The following is a 16,629-nucleotide window of genomic DNA, read 5'->3' as shown; positions in this document are numbered from 1 at the left end:
TTCCCGACGCCGCCTGTACCCGGATGTACCGACCAGCAGAGATTAGCACCCGGTCATGGGCCGGTTCTTAAGGCTGCTGTCACAGTGATCTCTGTACGATGATTCGACGGGCACGTGCAGGGACCCGTCTCGATCGAGAGGAGAACGTCTGTGACGTCCAGAGCATGGCGTGTGGTGGGTGCGACGGGATTCGTCGGCTCCGCGGTCACGAAGCGGTTGCGAGCCGAGGGGCACACCGTCCAAGCCGTATCGGCTCCCCGTCTGTCCAGCGGCGCTCGCACCGTCCACCACCTTTTGGGCAGGGCGCAGAACCTCGAGGCGGTGATCGACTACCTCGCGGACTCCTTCGCCGGGGCGGACGTCGTGGTCAACGCCGCGGGCATCGCGGCCCCGGACGGCTCCGACCAGGACTCGCTGGTGGGAGCCAATGCCATGCTCCCGGTGCTGATCCTGGCCGCCGCCGAGCGGACCGGCGTGAAGCGCGTGGTGCAGATCAGCTCCGCCGCCGTCCAGGGCTCGACGGCGTGCCTGGACGAGACCTCCCGGACCTCCCCCTTCTCCCCCTACTCCTTCTCCAAGGCGCTCGGGGAGTCCGCTCTGCAGCGTCTGGCGGCCCGGGACGAGCGCCCCTCGCACCCGGACCTGGTCATCCTCCGGGCCACCTCGGTGCAGGGACCCGACCGCTCGACCACCAAACGCCTGGCCGCCTTCGCCTCCTCCGCGCTGTGCTCGGTGGCCGGCGACGGCAGTGCGCACACGCCGGTGACCTCCATCGACGCGCTGGCGGAATTCACGGTCACGGTGGGCGACCACCGCGGTGACGTACCGCAGATCGTGCTGCTGCCCTGGGAGGGAGCGACGACGGCGTCGATCCTGCGCGACGCGGGACGGCGCAACCCGGTCAGGCTGCCCGCGGCCCTGTGCCGCTGCGCCGTGACAGCCGGCTACTTCGTCTCCGGGCTGGCGGGCAGCCGGTGGCACGGCCTCCTCCGGCGCATCGAGGTGACCTGGTTCGGCCAGAAGCAGATACCCGGATGGGGTCTGGAGCAGGGTCTTCTGCCGGAGCCCAGGATCTCGGAGCTGCTGCGCGAGGTCCATCTGAACCGCAGCTGACCGGCCCGCGCGTGCTCCGCCGCAGCTCCGCGCGGACTCGACCGGGCCCAGCCGGTTATCAGCCGCCAGCCTGATCGGCCGCCTCTGCCCCGACCGTCTCGTCGACCACGCCTCGGGCGACGATCGACGCGGCGGTGGCCCGATCGACCGGCCGGGGCTCCCCTGCCGTCCGCGGGCGCTGCTGACGCCGCCGATCCTGGTCAGGGCTGGCAGCGGTGCCACGGCCGGATACGGCGGCGCCGCTCGCGACCAGTGCAGCGGCCTGATCCAGTCCCGCCGGCCTGCGGGAAGGGCCGGACGACGACCCGTCCGGCACCGCCTCTTGCCGCCCTGGCTCTCCCCGTGCCGGTTCGTCCTGTTCGTCCTGCGCGGCGCGGGTGGGCGCGGGGGCCTCGGGATCCGGATGCAGCACCTCATCGTCGGCGTCCGCCTGCCCCGCCGGCTCTCCGGGCCGCGCGGGCGCCTCCTCCTCCGCAGGCTCCGCGTTCGTCTCCACTACGTCGTTCTCCCCCGCCTGGGGCTCAGTGGAAAAGGTGTCCGGGGTTTCGGCGTCCCCACCGGCCGCGGTCTCCTCCTCGTCGGGTACGGCTGCCCCCAGCCCGATCACGGAGGGCACGACGGCGCGCAGCCGCGCCAGCGAGATCGCCCCGTCGCGGACCACGACGGGGGTCTCACCCGTGCAGTCCACGATCGTCGAGGCCACCGGATGCTGAGCGGGCAGGGTCGATCCCCTGGTACCGGCGTCCAGGTAGACCTCAACCTTGTCCCCGAGCATCTCGCGGGCCTCCCCGGCCGACGTGGCCGCCGGAAGGCCCGTCCGGTTGGCCGAGGAGACGGCGAGGGGTCCGGTCTGGCTCAGCAGCGCGACGGCCACCTCGTCGTCGGGAACCCGTAGCGCCACCGTGCCCCGGGTCTCCCCCAGGTCCCACTGCAGGGAGGGCTGGGCGTGGCAGATCAGGGTGAGCCCGCCGGGCCAGAAGGCCTCGGCCAACGCCCGGGCGGCCTCGGAGACCTCGTCCGCCAGTCCGTCCAGGACACCGGCGTGCGCGATCAGCACGGGCGGCGGCATGGTGCGGTTGCGTCCTTTGGTCTCCAGCAGGTGCCGCACCCCGGCCGCTGAGAACGCATCGGCCGCGATCCCGTACACCGTATCCGTCGGCATGACCACGCACTGCTCCGTGGCCAGGACCTGCTGGGCGTGCTTGATCCCGACGGCGCGCTGCTTCTCCGACGAGCAGTCGTAGACCGTCGTCTCCTGCTGCTCCGCCTCGGGCTCGGAGCCGGATCCGGATGAGTTGTCTTGGGGTGTCTCGTTCACGGCGGTCATTGTCGCACCTCCCGCTGGGTCGGATCATCTGGGTGGCCGGGTACGTCCTGGGCAGAGCGGCCGCTCAGGACGGCGCTGGTGGCTCTCGGACGGTCCGTGAGATCGTCGTGGCCCTCGACCTCGCTGAACCCGTGCCGCGCGAAGGCTTCCGCGACGGCCGCGGCCTGTGATTCGGCGTGCTCGATGGCGCACCACCCGCCCGCCTTGAGCAGGCTCGCAGCGGCGGCGATGATCCGTTCGGGGATCTGCATGCCGTCGGCCCCGCCGCCCATCAAGGCCATCCGGGGGTCGTGGTCGATCACCTCGGGCTCGGTCGGCACCTCGTCGCCGGGGACGTAAGGCGGATTGGAGACCACCACGTCCATCCGGCCGCGCAGGTCGTCCGGGACGCGGGTGGCGTCACCGAGGCGGAGGTCCACCCGGTGTCCCGCCAGATTGCGCTGAGCCCAGGCGTGGGCCTCCTCGGAGAGCTCGACGGCGAAGAGCCTGGCATGCGGCACCTCGTCGGCGAGGGCCGCGGCGATCGCACCCGAGCCGGTGCACAGGTCGATGGCCAGCGGCCGGGGCGTGCCTTCGGCCTGGTCCCTCCGCAGCCGCTCGGCCGCCAGATCGACCAGGAGCTCCGTCTCCGGTCGCGGGATGAACACCCCGGGACCTACCGCCAGCTCGATCCGGCGGAAGGGGGCGGTCCCGGTCAGGTGCTGCAGAGGTTCGCGCCGGGACCGACGGCGCACGAGCTCCTCGAACCCCTCCGGCACCGGGGCGCCGATGATGGCTTTCGCCTGCACCTCGCCACGATCCAGGTTCAGCAGATGAGCGGCGATCAGCACGGCGTCCGCCTCGGCTGAGGCCACCCCTGCCGCTCCGAGCTCGGCCGTGGCCCAGCGCAGGGCTTGTGCCAGTGAGTCGCTCATGATCGTCCGGTCCTCGGTCAGTCGTCGGAAGCCTGGCCCAGACTGGCCAGGCGGTGCTGCTCGTCCAGCTCGATGGCCGAGGCGATCACGGGACCGAGATCGCCGTCGAGCACCTGGTCGAGGTTGTAGGCCTTGTAACCCGTCCGGTGGTCGGCGATGCGGTTCTCCGGGAAGTTGTAGGTCCTGATCCGCTCGGAGCGGTCGACCGTCCGCACCTGGGACTTGCGGGCCGCCGAGGCCTCGGCCTCCTGCTGCTCCCGCTGATGGGCCAGCAGCCGCGCTCTGAGCACGCGCATGGCGGCTTCCTTGTTCTGCAGCTGCGACTTCTCGTTCTGCATGGCCACGACGATGCCCGTGGGGAGGTGGGTGATGCGCACCGCGGAGTCCGTGGTGTTCACGGACTGCCCGCCGGGTCCCGAGGACCGGTAGACGTCGATCTTCAGGTCGTTCTGCTGGATCTCGATCTCCTCGGGGGCCTCGACCTCGGCGAAGGCCAGCACGCCTGCGGCCGAGGTGTGGATGCGCCCCTGGGACTCGGTCGCCGGCACCCGCTGCACCCGGTGCACCCCGCCCTCGTACTTCAGGTGCGCCCAGACCCCTTCCGCAGGGTCCTCCGAACGGCCCTTGACCGCGATCTGGACGTCCTTGTAGCCGCCCAGCTCCGCCGGGGTATCCCCCAGGACCTCCGTCCGCCACCCCTTGGACTCGGCGTAGCGCAGGTACATGCGCAGCAGATCCCCGGCGAACAGCGCGGACTCCGCCCCGCCCTCACCGGCCTTGATCTCCAGGATGGCGTCCCTGGCGTCGTCCGGGTTCCTGGGGATCAGCAGCACCCGCAGCCGTTCCCGGGCCTCCTCGATGCGCGGCCCGAGGGCCTCGGCCTCGCTCGCGAAGTCCGGGTCCTCGTCCGCGAGCTCCTCGGCGGTGGCCTTGTCGTCGCGCAGCCGGGTGAGTTCCTGGTGCGCCTCGACGATCTTGTTCAGCTCGGAGTACCGCCGGTTGAGGCGCTTGGCCAGCAGCGGGTCCGCGTGCACGGAGGGATCGGCCAGCCGCGTCTGCAGGTCGGCGTGTTCGTCCAGTAGCGCCTGGATGGGATCGGCCACGGGGCGGCTTCCTTTCGGGAGGTCATATCGGGCACGGCGGGTAGCACCCGTCCGTGCGTGCCTGGCGACGACGACGGCCCCGGGAACCCTGCGTCGTCCTCCCCTCGTGCACGCTGGGTGCGGGGGAAGACGCGCAGGGCCTCCGGGGCCGGATCGGGTGGGCTAGCGGTCGTCGTCGGTCTTGACGTTGAGCGTGGTCTTCTGGACCTTCATCAGGAACTCCGCGTTCGACTGCGTGTCCCGCAGGCGGTTGGTCAGCAGCTCCAGGGCCTGCTGCTGATCCAGGCTGGAGAGCACCCGGCGCAGCTTCCACATGATCTTCAGCTCGTCGTTGGCCATCAGGTTCTCCTCGCGGCGGGTGCCCGAGGAGTTGACGTCCACGGCCGGGAAGATGCGCTTGTCGGCCAGCTGGCGGGACAGGCGCAGTTCCATGTTGCCGGTGCCCTTGAACTCCTCGAAGATGACCTCGTCCATCTTGGACCCGGTCTCCACGAGCGCCGTGGCCAGGATGGTCAGCGAGCCGCCGCCCTCGATGTTGCGAGCAGCACCGAAGAACCGCTTGGGCGGGTAGAGCGCCGCCGAGTCCACGCCGCCGGACAGGATACGGCCGGAGGCGGGAGCCGCCAGGTTGTAGGCACGACCCAGCCTGGTCATGGAGTCCAGCAGCACCACGACGTCCATGCCGAGTTCCACCAGACGCTTGGCGCGCTCGATGGCCAGCTCGGCCACCGTGGTGTGATCGTCGGCGGGGCGGTCGAAGGTCGAGGCGATGACCTCACCCTTGACCGTTCGCTGCATGTCCGTGACTTCCTCGGGACGCTCGTCCACCAGGACCATCATCAGGTGCACTTCGGGGTTGTTCGTGGTGATGGCGTTGGCGATCGACTGCAGCATGAGCGTCTTGCCGGCCTTGGGCGGGGAGACGATCAGACCGCGCTGGCCCTTGCCGATCGGGGCCACCAGATCGACCACGCGCGGGCCGATCTTCTTGGCCTCGCTCTCCAGCCGCAGGCGTTCCTGCGGGTAGAGCGGGACCAGCTTGGAGAAGTCCACGCGATCCGCCAGTTCCTCGGGCTTCTTACCGTTGACGCTGGTCAGCTGCACCAGTGCGTTGAACTTCTGGCGCTGGTTGCGGTTGTTGTTCTCCTCGCCATCACGCGGGGCGCGGATGGCGCCGACGACGGCATCGCCCTTGCGCAGGTTGTTCTTCTTGACCTGGGCCAGGGAGACGTAGACGTCGTTGGAGCCGGGCAGGTAGCCGGAGGTCCGCACGAACGCGTAGTTGTCGAGCACGTCCAGGATGCCCGCGACGGGCAGGAGGACGTCGTCCTCCGTGGGCTCGGTGTCGTCCACCTCCGGGCCGGAGTTGCGGTTGCGGCGGTTGCGGCGGTCGTTGCGGTCGTTGCGGTTGCGGTTACGGCGGTTGCGGCGCGAGCTGCCGTCGTCGTCCTGACCGCCCTGCTGGTTGCTCTGCTTGTTCTTGTTGCCCTGCTTGTTCTTGCCGCCCTGATCGCCCTTGCCGGAGTCGTCCCCGCCGCGGTCCGAGCTCTTGTCGGCGTTCTTCTCGTTGCGGTCGTTGTTGCCGCGGTCATTGCGGTCGTTGTTGCCGCGGTTGTTCCGCTCGTTCTTCTGGCCGTCCTGCTTCTGGCCGTCCTGGTTGCGACCCTGGCGGTTGCGCTTGCCGCCCCGTGCGGAGTCGTCGTCGTTGCGGTCCTCGCCGCCGCCCTGTCCCTGCTGGGACTTCGAGTCGGCGTTGTCCTGGCCGCCCTGCTCGCCGCCCTGGCCGTCCCGGTTGCGGTTGCGCCGCTGGGAGCGCGAGGGGCGTTCGCGGTTGGAGTCCTGGCCGGACTGGGAGTCATCCGATGTCGAGTCCTCGGTCCGCGACTCGCCGGCCGGGCCGCCCTCGGAGTCCTTGGCGGGCTTGTCGTTGCCGGATCCCTGGGGCTGCGCGGCGCTGGAGTCCGCTGCCTGCTCCCCGCCCTGGGCGGAGGAGGCACGACGGCTCCGGCCACGGCCGGTGCGCGCGGAGACGGCGGGCGCGTCACCGGCGGATTCCGCCGACGCTGCCGGGGAGGTTCCGTTGGAGGATCCCGCGGAGTCGGAGGAGGACTCGTTCGGCGTGGCGCCGGCCTTGGCGGATGCGCGCTGCGCGGTCTGTTCGATCTGGTCGGTGACCTTGCGGTCACGGTCGGCGACGCTGCCGCCGCGCTGATGGGCCTCGATGGCATCCACGAGCAGGGACTTGCGCATCCGGCGGGCTCCGGTGATGCCGAGCTGCGCGGCCAGCGCCTGCAGCTGGGCGAGCTTCAGGCCGGAGAGCCCGGTGCTCTTGGCGTCGGAGGTGGCCTGGTCCGCACCTGTCGTCAGGTCGGTGGTTTCGGTCACGAAGGTTTCCTTTTCCCTCGATGGTGCCCCTGGCCCTCAGACGCCGGGGGCTGTGTCGGTTGGTTCGGGCCGCGTGCGGCGGACCGCACCGCGAGCTTTCAGACAGTCGCGGTGATGGTGATGGGCCCTGGTCCGCTCAGCGGAACCGACGCGCCGAGAGGGCACGCTGGGTTCCGCCATGGGGCGGCGATCATTGCTGGAAGCTGATCCGATCAGAGCGATCACGGAGGCTGTGCCCGTGGGCTGTGAGCCAAGAACCATCAGTTCGGCAGTTGCGCGTACCCGAAGGCCAAAGCCTGAGCCTGGGCCCGATTCGCGTGAACTCCCGATACATCCTAGAGATTACTGCTTCGGATGCGAGACCACCCTAGCACCCTGGCGCGGCACGGTCAGGCGGAGAACACGCCATGTGACATGTTCGCGCTCCTCGTCCGGGTGGGCCGCGAAGTCGGTGATGGCCGCTTCCACGCGGCCGGCGTCCGCCGAGGGTGCCAGGGCGAGGACGGTGGGACCCGCCCCCGAGATCAGCGCGGCGTGGCCGCGGTCTCTCAAATAGCTCACCAGCGCCGCGCTGGGCGGCATCGCAGGAGCGCGGAAAGGCTGGTGCAGGGCGTCGGCCGTCGCGGGCAGCAGCAGCTCGGGGCGGTGCGTCAGGGCCTCCACCAGGAGCGCGGCACGGCCCGCGTTGACCGCTGCCGCGCGGTGCTCGACCTGGGCGGGCAGCAGCGAGCGCGCGAGCGCCGTGGAGACCTCGTAGTTGGGGATGGCCACCACCGGGACGACGTCGTCGTGCACCGTCACCGGGGCGGACTCCCACTCGCCGGGCTCTCCCCAGGAGATGGTCAGGCCGCCGTGCAGGGACGGCGCGACATTGTCCGGATGCCCCTCGATGGCGGCGCACACCTGGAAGACCTGCCGGTCGGTGAGCCGTGCGGATTCAGCCAGCAGCGCATTGGCCGCGACCACACCGGCCACCGCGCACGACGCCGAGGAGCCCATCCCCCGGCCGTGGGGGATCCGGTTGTGCGCCACGACCCTGAGACCGGGCTGATCGGCCAGTCCCGCAGCGGCCCAGGCGGCGCGCGCGCAGCGGACCACCAGGTGGTCCTCGGTGCGGGGGACGGACTCGCACCCCTCCCCGTGCAGCTCGAACTCCAGGCCTGACTCCAGGACGCCGATCTCCACGGTGTCGTAGTGGCCCAGGGCCAGGCCCAGGCTGTCATAGCCCGGGCCGACGTTGCCCGTGGACGCGGGCACCTCGACCTCGATCGACTCGCCCGGCGTCAGGACGTCACGCCACGTTCCCATCTCAGCCATGTGCGCCTACTCGAGGCCCAGCGCGGCGGCGACGGAGACGACGTCGAAGTCAACCCGGCGGGGTTCGGCCGCCGTGGGATCCTCGAGCTCGGCCCCCTTGACGGCCCACTGGGGGTCCTTGAGCCCGTGCCCGGTCACGGTGATCACGATCCTGGCCCCGGTGGGCGCCGTCCCCTCCCGGTGCTTCTTGATCAGTCCGGCCACCCCGGCCGCGGAGCCGGGCTCCACGAACACGCCGTCGCGGGCCGAGAGGAGACGCTGCGCCTCGATGATCTGCTCATCGGTCACGGACTCGATCAGCCCGCCCGATTCGTCGCGCGCGGCGATCGCGGTCTCCCAGGAGGCCGGGTTGCCGATGCGGATGGCGGTGGCGATGGTCTCGGGCTGGTCGATCGGGTGACCGGCCACCAGGGGCGCCGCTCCTTCCGCCTGGAAACCCCACATGACGGGGGTCCTGGTCGCCACGGCGTCCAGGGTGCTGCCGTCGGCGGCGGAGTAGGGCGCGGCGTACTCCTTGTAGCCCTTCCAGTAGGCGGTGATGTTGCCCGCGTTGCCCACCGGCAGGAGGTGGTAGTCGGGGGCGTCGCCCAGGGCGTCCACGACTTCGAAGGCACCGGTCTTCTGGCCCTCGATGCGATAGGGGTTCACGGAGTTGACCAGGAAGACCGGGTAGGACTCGGAGAGCTTGCGCGCGATCTCGAGGCAGTTGTCGAAGTTCCCGTCGATCTGGATGATGTCGGCGCCGTGGGCCACGGCCTGCGCCATCTTGCCCATGGCGATCTTGCCCTCGGGCACCAGCACCGCGCAGCGCAGGCCGGCCTGCTTGGCGTAGGCGGCCGCGGAGGCCGAGGTGTTGCCGGTCGACGCGCAGACGACGGCTTTCGCGCCCTCTTCCTTGGCGCGGGTGATGGCCATGGTCATGCCACGGTCCTTGAACGAGCCCGTGGGGTTCATGCCCTCGAACTTCACCCACACGTCGTTGCCGGTCAGCTCGGACAGAGCGTGGGCGCGGATCAGAGGGGTGCCGCCCTCCCCCATGGTGACCACCGGGGTGGAGGACGTCACCGGAAGGCGGTCGCGGTATTCGTTGATCACGCCTTGCCAGAGGTGTGCCATGGGTTGTTCTCTCCTGAGGGTGCGGGTGGTCGGTTCGGATTCGGTACGGGGTTCGGTCGGGGCGGGATCCGGCCTGGGCAGCCCTGCGGGTGCGGCGCCGGGCACCGCCACCGTGTCAGGGTAGCGCGGGCGGGAGGCTCAGCTGGGGTTCTCCACCCGGATCAGGCCGCGGAGATCCAGCACCACGTCCAGGCCGCGGATCGCCTCCACGGTGTTCACCAGGTCGGCGTTGCGCGCCTGGTGGGTGACGATGCGCAGTTCGGCCAGGCGCTGGCCCGGGTACTGGTCGTCGGCCGGCAGGTCCCGCTGCTGCATGGTGGAGATCGAGACGCCGTGCTCGGCGAAGACCGTGGAGATCGCCGAGAGCACGCCGGTGCGGTCCGGGCACAGCAGGGTCAGGGAGAAGCTGGTCCTGACACCGTCCACGCTGGTCGCGGGGAGATCGGCGTGGAAACTGGGTCCCACGCCCGGGCCGCCGGCCACGCTTCGGCGCAGCGCCGCCACCAGGTCTCCCATCACCGCCGACGCCGTGGGAGCCCCTCCGGCACCCGGGCCGTAGAACATGAGCTCGCCCGCGTTCTCCGCCTCCACGAACACGGCGTTGAACGCACCGTGAACCCCTGCCAGGGGATGCTTCCGCGGAAGCATGGTGGGCACCACGCGGAGGTTGACGCCGCTCGGCTGGCCGGGATCGCCGTCGTCGGCGACCCGCTCGGCCACCCCGAGCAGCTTGATCACGTATCCGGCCTCGCGGGCGGCCTCGACGTCCTCGGCCGTCACGCCGGTGATGCCGCGGCAGTAGACGTCGTCGATCGTGTAGGAGGAGTGGAACGCGATGCCGCCCAGGATGGCGACCTTGGAGGCGGCGTCATGACCCTCGACGTCGGCGGTCGGATCGGCCTCCGCGAAGCCCAGGCGCTGCGCCTCCGCGAGGGCGTCGTCGAAGCTGGCGCCGGTGGTGTCCATCTGGTCCAGGATGTAGTTGGTGGTGCCGTTCATGATGCCCAGAACCCGGTTCACCCTGTCCCCGGACAGCGAGTCCAGCATGGGCCGGACGATGGGGATGGCCCCGGCCACCGCGGCCTCGTAGGAGATGCTGGTTCCCGCGGCCTCGGCGGCGGCGTGCAGTTCGGCGCCGTGGCGGGCCAGCAGCGCCTTGTTCCCGGAGATCACCGGTTTGCCCGCGTTCAGGGCTCGCAGGATCCGGGTCCGGGCGGGCTCCAGCCCCCCGGTGAGCTCGATGACGACGTCGGCGGAATCGATCAGCGCATCGGCGTCGGTGGTGAACAGCTCACGGGGCAGTTCGACGGTCCGGGGGGAATCGAGATCCCGGACCGCGATGCCCACGAGCTCCGGCACGGCACCGATGCGCTCGGTCAGCTCGTCGCGCTCCTCCAGCAGGATGCGGGCGACCTCGGCGCCGACGTTGCCGGCTCCGAGCAGGGCGATGCGGGTGGTGGTCGGGGTGCTCTCGGCCGGGGTACCGGCTGCGGGGTTGGTCACGTCGGGCTCCAGATGTGTAGCGGAAGACAGTGGGCAAGATTCGGGCCGGGGTTCCGGCGGCGGCAGCGACCTGCCGCTGCTCTCGACAACGGCGCGCGGGCAGGCGGAGGCCGGGGGAACGGCGCCGGCGGCGGTCAGGTCATCCGGGCGAACAGGTCCTCGTCGGTCTCTCCCCGGACGATCACCCGGGCCTCCGGCTCGCCGGCGACAGTCCGGACGGCGACGACGGAGGGACGCGGCAGCCAGTTGTAATTGCTGGACAGCGCCCAGCAGTAGGCTCCGGTGGCCGGCACGGCCAGCAGGTCGCCGGCGGCCAGGTCCTCGGGGAGATAGGTGGCCTTGACCACCACGTCCCCGGACTCGCAGTGCTTGCCGACGACCCGGGAGAACACGGGGCGCGCCTGGGCATCGGTCGAGCGCCGGTCGGCGACGACCGCGGAGTAGTCCGCGTCGTAGAGGACCGGGCGCGGGTTGTCCGACATCCCGCCGTCCACGGAGACGTAGCGGCGCTGCCGGCCGGGCTCCACGGTCACGCCCTTGAGAGTTCCGACCGTGTACAGCGTGATCCCGGCGGGCCCCGCGATCGCACGCCCGGGCTCGAAGGACAGATGCGGGATCGGCAGGCCGAGCCGCTCGCACGTGCCGTGCACGGACTCGGCCAGGGCCTGCGCGATCATCCGCGCCGGGCGCGGGGAGTCGGCTGCGGTGTATGCGATCCCGTACCCGCCGCCCAGGTCGATCTGCGGAAGACGGAGGCCGAAGCCGTCGCGGACCTCCGCGATGAAGGTCAGCACGCGCTCGGCGGCCTGCGCGAAGCCTTCCGGAGCGAAGATCTGGGAGCCGATGTGGCAGTGGATGCCCTGGAGGTCGATGTTGGGATGGGCCACGCAGGCGCTCACGGCCCGCATGGCGGGCGAGGTTCCGGACTGCGTTGCGTCCGTCTGCCCCGCCTCGGTCGCATCCTCCGGTGCCAGCGACATCCCGAACTTCTGGTCCTCGTGCGCCGTCGCGATGAAGTCGTGGGTCTCGGCGTGGACGCCCGGCGTGACGCGGAGCATGACGGGGGCCGTCACGCCCAGGGTCCGCGCGAGCCGCCCCACCAGCTCGATCTCCGGAAGGGAGTCGACGACGATGCGCCCCACCCCCGCATCCAGCGCCCGGGTGATCTCCGCGGCGGACTTGTTGTTACCGTGCAGGGCCATCCGGGCCGGCTCCATGCCGCCGCGCAGCCCGCAGGCCAGCTCGCCTCCCGAGGCGGTGTCCAGGTTGAGGCCTTCCTCCCGCACCCAGCGGACGACCTCGGGGGTCAGGAAGGACTTCCCGGCGAAGTACACGGAGACCTCGGCCCCGACTGCGGCGAAGGCCTCCTCGAACGCCTCCCGGAACCCCCGGGCGCGCTGCCGGAAGGTGTCCTCCGAGATCACGTAGAGGGGGGTGCCGTAGGTCTCGGCCAGGGTGGCGACGCTGAGTCCGGACACCGTGAGCTCTCCATCGACGCCGCGGCCGAACGCCTCCGGCCAGATGTCACGGTCGAGCTCCTGCCAGTCTTCGGGAACCTGCAGCCATCGAGGGGCCAGCTCGCTCGGACCGCACTGCCAGGATCCGGTCGCGTCCGTTTCCACGACGGGTACCGGCCGGAGCCGGAAACCGGTCGTGACGACGTCGTTCTCGTCGTCGTACTGGTCGAATTGGTCGAAATTGCTCATGGTCACATCCTCTCGGGTGCGGACACGCCCAGCAATTGCAATCCGTTGGCGAGCACCTGGCGCGTGGCGTCGTTGAGCCACAGGCGGGTGCGGTGGGTGTCGGTGACCTCCTCGCCCGCGTGCGGGGTCACCCGGCAGGCGCCGTACCAGCGGTGGTAGGACCCCGCGAGGGCCTCGAGGTGGCGGGCGACCCGGTGCGGCTCGCGCAGCGATGCGGCTTCGGCGACCACCGACGGGTAGGCGCCCAGTGCGGCCAGCAGCTCGCCCTCGGTCTCGTGACCGAGCAGGGAGGCGTCGAAGCCCTCGCGGGTCACCCCGGCGGCCTCGGCATTGCGGTCGACGGCGCAGGTGCGGGCGTGTGCGTACTGGACGTAGAACACGGGGTTCTCGTTCGAGCGCTTGACCAGCAGGTCGAGGTCGATGTCGATGTTGGAGTCCACGGAGTAGCGGGTCAGCGAATACCGCGCGGCGTCCACGCCGACGGCGCCGACCAGATCCTCCATGGTGACCACGGTGCCGGCGCGCTTGGACATGCGCACGGCCACGCCGTCCTTCACCAGGTTGACCATCTGGCCGATCATGACCTCCACGCGCTGCGGGTCGTCCCCCAGGCTGGCGGCCACGGCCTTCAGGCGGGCGACGTAGCCGTGGTGGTCCGCGCCGAGCATGTAGATGCACAGGTCGGCGCCACGGTCGCGCTTGTTCTTGAAGTAGGCGATGTCGCCCGCGATATAGGCGGCGGCGCCGTCGGACTTGATGACCACCCGGTCCTTGTCGTCGCCGTAGTCGGTGGAGCGCAGCCACCAGGCGCCGTCCTCGAAGTACAGGGAGTCCTGGGCCTTGAGCTGTTCGAGCAGGGTCTCGACGGCGCCGTCCTCGAAGAGCGAGTTCTCGTGGAACCAGACGTCGAATTCGACGCCGAATTCGTGCAGGGATTCCTTGATGTCCCCGAACATGAAGTCCACTCCGGCAGCGCGGAACGCCTCCTGCGGATCCGCGGCCTCCAGCGCCTGCGGGTCCGCGGCAAGAACCCGGTCGGCGATCTCGGCGATGTAGGCGCCTCCGTAGCCGTCCTCGGGGGCGGGCTCGCCCTGGGCGGCGGCCAGCAGTGACCTGGCGAACCGGTCGATCTGCGCGCCGTGGTCGTTGAAGTAGTACTCGCGGGTGACCTGGGCGCCCTGGGATTCGAAGACCCGAGCCAGGGCGTCACCGACGGCGGCCCACCGGGTACCGCCCAGGTGGATCGGTCCCGTGGGGTTGGCGGAGACGAACTCGAGGTTGATCGAGGTACCCGCCATCGCGTCGTTGCGGCCGAACGCGTGGCCCTGCTCGACGACGGTCCGGGCCAGTTCGCCCGCAGCGGCGGTGTCCAGCGTGATGTTGAGGAACCCGGGACCGGCGATCTCCACGGCGGCGATGCCGTCCTGTGCTTCCAGGCGCTCCCGCAGGACCGCGGCCACCTCTCGCGGCGGACGCCCGACCTTCTTGGTCAGCTGCATGGCGATAGTGGTGGCCCAGTCGCCGTGCTCGCGGTTCTTGGGTCGCTCGACCTTCACGGGAGGAAGCTCTGCGCCGTCGGCGAGGGACAACTCCCCCTGGGCGACGGCGTCACGCAGGCATGCTGATACAGCGGCAGTCAGTTCTTCGGGAGTCACCGGGACAGTGTAGCCGCTATGAGGTATCCGATTTGAGCCGCGGGCGCGGGAGGTACAGAACATCGCTCAGCGGGTGATAGAGTCTTGGGGTCCGTCACGGCGATCCCGGGACGGTCCCGCCCGAGTAGCTCAGTGGATAGAGCGCTTGCCTCCGGAGCAAGAAGTCGTAGGTTCGAATCCTATCTCGGGCACTTCTGATGTCTCAGGACATCGGTATAGCCCGGACCCACGGATGGGGGTCCGGGCTTATCGCTTTTCATTGCCTTGTAGCGGAGCGACCGCGGACATCCCGCACGAGAGAAGATCAGGACGAGGCGAGCCGTGCCTTGCGGATCGCGGCCAGGTTCGCCAGCAGGGTGAGGGTGAACGCGAGGGCCGCCGTCACGAGCATGGCCATGACCATGCCCGCGGGGTTCGTGGCGATGAACGGCGCCACGAACGCGGGCAGGTAGGCGGAGGCCTCGGCCCCCACCAGCCCCACGAGCGTGCCGCCAGCGGTCGCGGAGACCAGCGCCGCAGCGAAAACGCGCCTGTCCCCGAACATGAAGGGGTACGAGGACTCCACGAACGTCCCGAAGAAGAAGTTCACGCCCGCACCGGAGCCGGCCAGCGCCCGCTCTCCTGAGGTCCGGGGCTTGACCACGTTGGCCAGGGTGATGCCGAGGGAGACCATCACCAGCGCGACCATGTCGATCGCCCCGAAGAAGCTGTGGCCCTTCTGGCCCATCTCGAGCAGGACCAGCGGGAGGATCACCGAGTGGTAGACGCCGCCGATGATGGCGGGCCACATGGCCAGGCCGGCCAGGGCACCGGCCAGCAGGGGGTTGAAGTCGACGGCCCATTCGATTCCGTTCTTGACCCATTCGCCGAGGAGGCTCGTGAACGGGGCCAGGAGGAAGTAGACGACGAGCCCGGGCAGCAGGCCGGCGAGCGCGCCGGTGACGATGTTCGCCGTCGTCGCGGGGAACCGGAAGGACAGGGTCCACCTGATCAGCCATGCCGCGACCAGGCCGGAGAGGATGCCCCCGACGAGGCCCCCGAGGATGCCGCCCTCCTGGGACAGCAGGCCCGCGATGGCGCCGGCGACCAGGCCGACCTCGTCCAGGCCGCTGACCTTCCGCGCTGCGACGGCGGCGACGACGACCGGAAGACCCGCGATGAGCAGGTCGAAGACCGGGGTCAGCCCCTCGAGGACCGGGATCTTGCTGAAGGCCAGCACCAGGGCCAGGGAGATGAAGGCGGGGATCGAACCGACCATGATGCCCCGGATGCTGATCCGGCGCCACACGCTCCCGTCCTGGGCGGTGGGCTCGCCCTGCCCCGACGGCGCGGAACCGAGCACCGGACGGTATCTGAGCTTCCAGTGCCGGGCCAGGCCGGAGACATAGGAGACAGCGCGGGTGGTGCCGGTGGTGCCGGTGGTCCCCGAAGCCGCGACCAGGTTCACGCCGAGTTGCTGCGCCTTCGCGATGGAGCTCCCGCCGGTGCCGGCGGCCGGGATCCCGGCGTCGGCGGCCGCGGCGATCGTCCGGGCATTGGTGTCACCGGGGTCGGCGCTGACCAGGATGAGCCCGTCGATCTCACCGGCGCGCACCCTGGCGGCCAGGTGCTCGTCGGAGGCCCGGGCGAGTTCGTTGATCTCGCCGAGGGTCCCCGTCGCGACGACCTGCGGGGTGCCGTCCTCGACGCTCCACAGCTGCGCGGGCACCGCCTGCGACACGCCGTCCATCGAGGACGAGGCGCTCACGAACTGGACCTCGCCGAGGGCGAGCCCGGCAGCGGTGAGCTGCTGCTGGACCTCCCGGATGAGCTTGGCGGGGTCGTTTCCGCCATGGCTGAGGAGATTGCCTCCGCTGCTGCCGACGACGGCGATGGTGCGCTCCGTGGTGTCACGATTCGAGCCGGCGTTCTCAGCGGGCATGGGGATGTCCCTTCAAGCAGATGCGGTTCCGGGGCGCGGGCCCGGGAGGATTCGTCCGGGTGAGGCGGCGCCGGCCGGGCGGTCGGCCGATCGGGCCGGCAGTGGTGGCTAGTCCCGGGGACCGTACCGGGTGGGGTGGAAGCTCCCGAGGTCGTAGTCGGTCATGGTCTCCTCACCCCAGGCCTCGTCCAGCATACGGTCCTCCTCCGATGCCGTTTCCCCGTTGGCCTGGCGCATCCCGAACCCGAGGAAGATCAGGACGGCGCTGAGCACCAGCGCGATCGATCCGAAGATGGCGGTGAACCATCCGCGGGCGCTCATCTCGACCGCATCGGGACCGGCACTGGCTCGCGCCACATGGATCAGCCCCTCCGGGAAGGCCCAGCTGGCCACGAACAGGAGCACGATGCCCACGCAGAACATGACTCCGCCCATGCGCTGGCGTCTACGGCGCTGCTCCGGGGTGCGGTTCATGTCTCGGGCTCCGTCACTGATGTCGCTGGCAGGCCCGAGCGGGATGGCCGGAGGCTGCTCGGGCGCATCCATTCTACGGGCCCGTGCGTATTGAC

The 16,629-nt window shown here is 70.4% G+C and carries 12 protein-coding genes and 1 tRNA gene; 2 read left to right on the top strand and 11 right to left on the bottom strand.

What is annotated here, in order from left to right; translation table 11 throughout:
* The first annotated feature begins 150 nt into the window (after window positions 1-150).
* Window positions 151-1,113 (top strand): NAD-dependent epimerase/dehydratase family protein, encoded by a 963-nt coding sequence (locus tag FCK90_RS01120; RefSeq protein ID WP_158032455.1) that lies wholly within the window; start codon window positions 151-153, stop codon window positions 1,111-1,113.
* Window positions 1,114-1,171: 58 nt separating this feature from the next.
* Here the strand turns inward: FCK90_RS01120 and FCK90_RS15915 are convergent, their stop codons facing one another.
* The 9 genes from FCK90_RS15915 to argS form a co-directional block, all read right to left on the bottom strand.
* Entirely contained in the window at window positions 1,172-2,431 is a 1,260-nt protein-coding gene (locus FCK90_RS15915) for an L-threonylcarbamoyladenylate synthase (protein WP_343029881.1), read from the bottom strand.
* Window positions 2,432-2,436: 5 nt separating this feature from the next.
* Window positions 2,437-3,354, bottom strand: coding sequence for a peptide chain release factor N(5)-glutamine methyltransferase (gene prmC / locus FCK90_RS01110; protein WP_158032453.1), 918 nt, complete (start codon window positions 3,352-3,354; stop codon window positions 2,437-2,439).
* 17 nt (window positions 3,355-3,371) lie between these two features.
* Window positions 3,372-4,457 (bottom strand): peptide chain release factor 1, encoded by a 1,086-nt coding sequence (gene prfA / locus FCK90_RS01105; protein WP_158032452.1) that lies wholly within the window; start codon window positions 4,455-4,457, stop codon window positions 3,372-3,374.
* Window positions 4,458-4,619: 162 nt separating this feature from the next.
* A complete protein-coding gene (rho, locus tag FCK90_RS01100) occupies window positions 4,620-6,842 on the bottom strand; it encodes a transcription termination factor Rho (RefSeq protein ID WP_158032451.1) in 2,223 nt (740 codons plus the stop codon).
* Window positions 6,843-7,184: 342 nt separating this feature from the next.
* On the bottom strand, window positions 7,185-8,159 hold the full coding sequence (gene thrB / locus FCK90_RS01095) for a homoserine kinase (RefSeq protein WP_246179869.1): 975 nt from the start codon (window positions 8,157-8,159) through the stop codon (window positions 7,185-7,187).
* A gap of 6 nt (window positions 8,160-8,165) precedes the next feature.
* On the bottom strand, window positions 8,166-9,275 hold the full coding sequence (gene thrC, locus FCK90_RS01090; protein WP_158032450.1) for a threonine synthase: 1,110 nt from the start codon (window positions 9,273-9,275) through the stop codon (window positions 8,166-8,168).
* 138 nt (window positions 9,276-9,413) lie between these two features.
* The gene (locus FCK90_RS01085; RefSeq protein ID WP_158032449.1) at window positions 9,414-10,778 is read right to left on the bottom strand and encodes a homoserine dehydrogenase; all 1,365 of its coding nucleotides are present in this window, start codon (window positions 10,776-10,778) and stop codon (window positions 9,414-9,416) included.
* Window positions 10,779-10,912: 134 nt separating this feature from the next.
* A complete protein-coding gene (gene lysA / locus FCK90_RS01080; RefSeq protein ID WP_158032448.1) occupies window positions 10,913-12,484 on the bottom strand; it encodes a diaminopimelate decarboxylase in 1,572 nt (523 codons plus the stop codon).
* Between the two features lie 2 nt (window positions 12,485-12,486).
* On the bottom strand, window positions 12,487-14,139 hold the full coding sequence (gene argS, locus FCK90_RS01075) for an arginine--tRNA ligase (RefSeq protein ID WP_158032447.1): 1,653 nt from the start codon (window positions 14,137-14,139) through the stop codon (window positions 12,487-12,489).
* 118 nt (window positions 14,140-14,257) lie between these two features.
* Here argS and FCK90_RS01070 point away from each other — a divergent pair.
* A tRNA-Arg gene (locus FCK90_RS01070) sits at window positions 14,258-14,330 on the top strand.
* 113 nt (window positions 14,331-14,443) lie between these two features.
* On the opposite strand, the gene FCK90_RS01065 is transcribed toward FCK90_RS01070, so the two are convergent.
* Window positions 14,444-16,060: a PTS sugar transporter gene (locus FCK90_RS01065; protein ID WP_158032446.1), complete on the bottom strand. Its 1,617-nt coding sequence runs from the start codon at window positions 16,058-16,060 to the stop codon at window positions 14,444-14,446.
* A 108-nt stretch (window positions 16,061-16,168) separates the two neighbouring features.
* A complete protein-coding gene (locus FCK90_RS01060; protein WP_158032445.1) occupies window positions 16,169-16,534 on the bottom strand; it encodes a hypothetical protein in 366 nt (121 codons plus the stop codon).
* Window positions 16,535-16,629 lie beyond the last annotated feature (95 nt).

Source organism: Kocuria coralli (assembly GCF_008831305.1).
Taxonomy (GTDB): Bacteria; Actinomycetota; Actinomycetes; order Actinomycetales; family Micrococcaceae; genus Kocuria; species Kocuria coralli.
The sequence above is the reverse complement of the archived record's forward strand: the minus strand, read 5'-3'. Positions and strand labels throughout refer to the sequence as shown.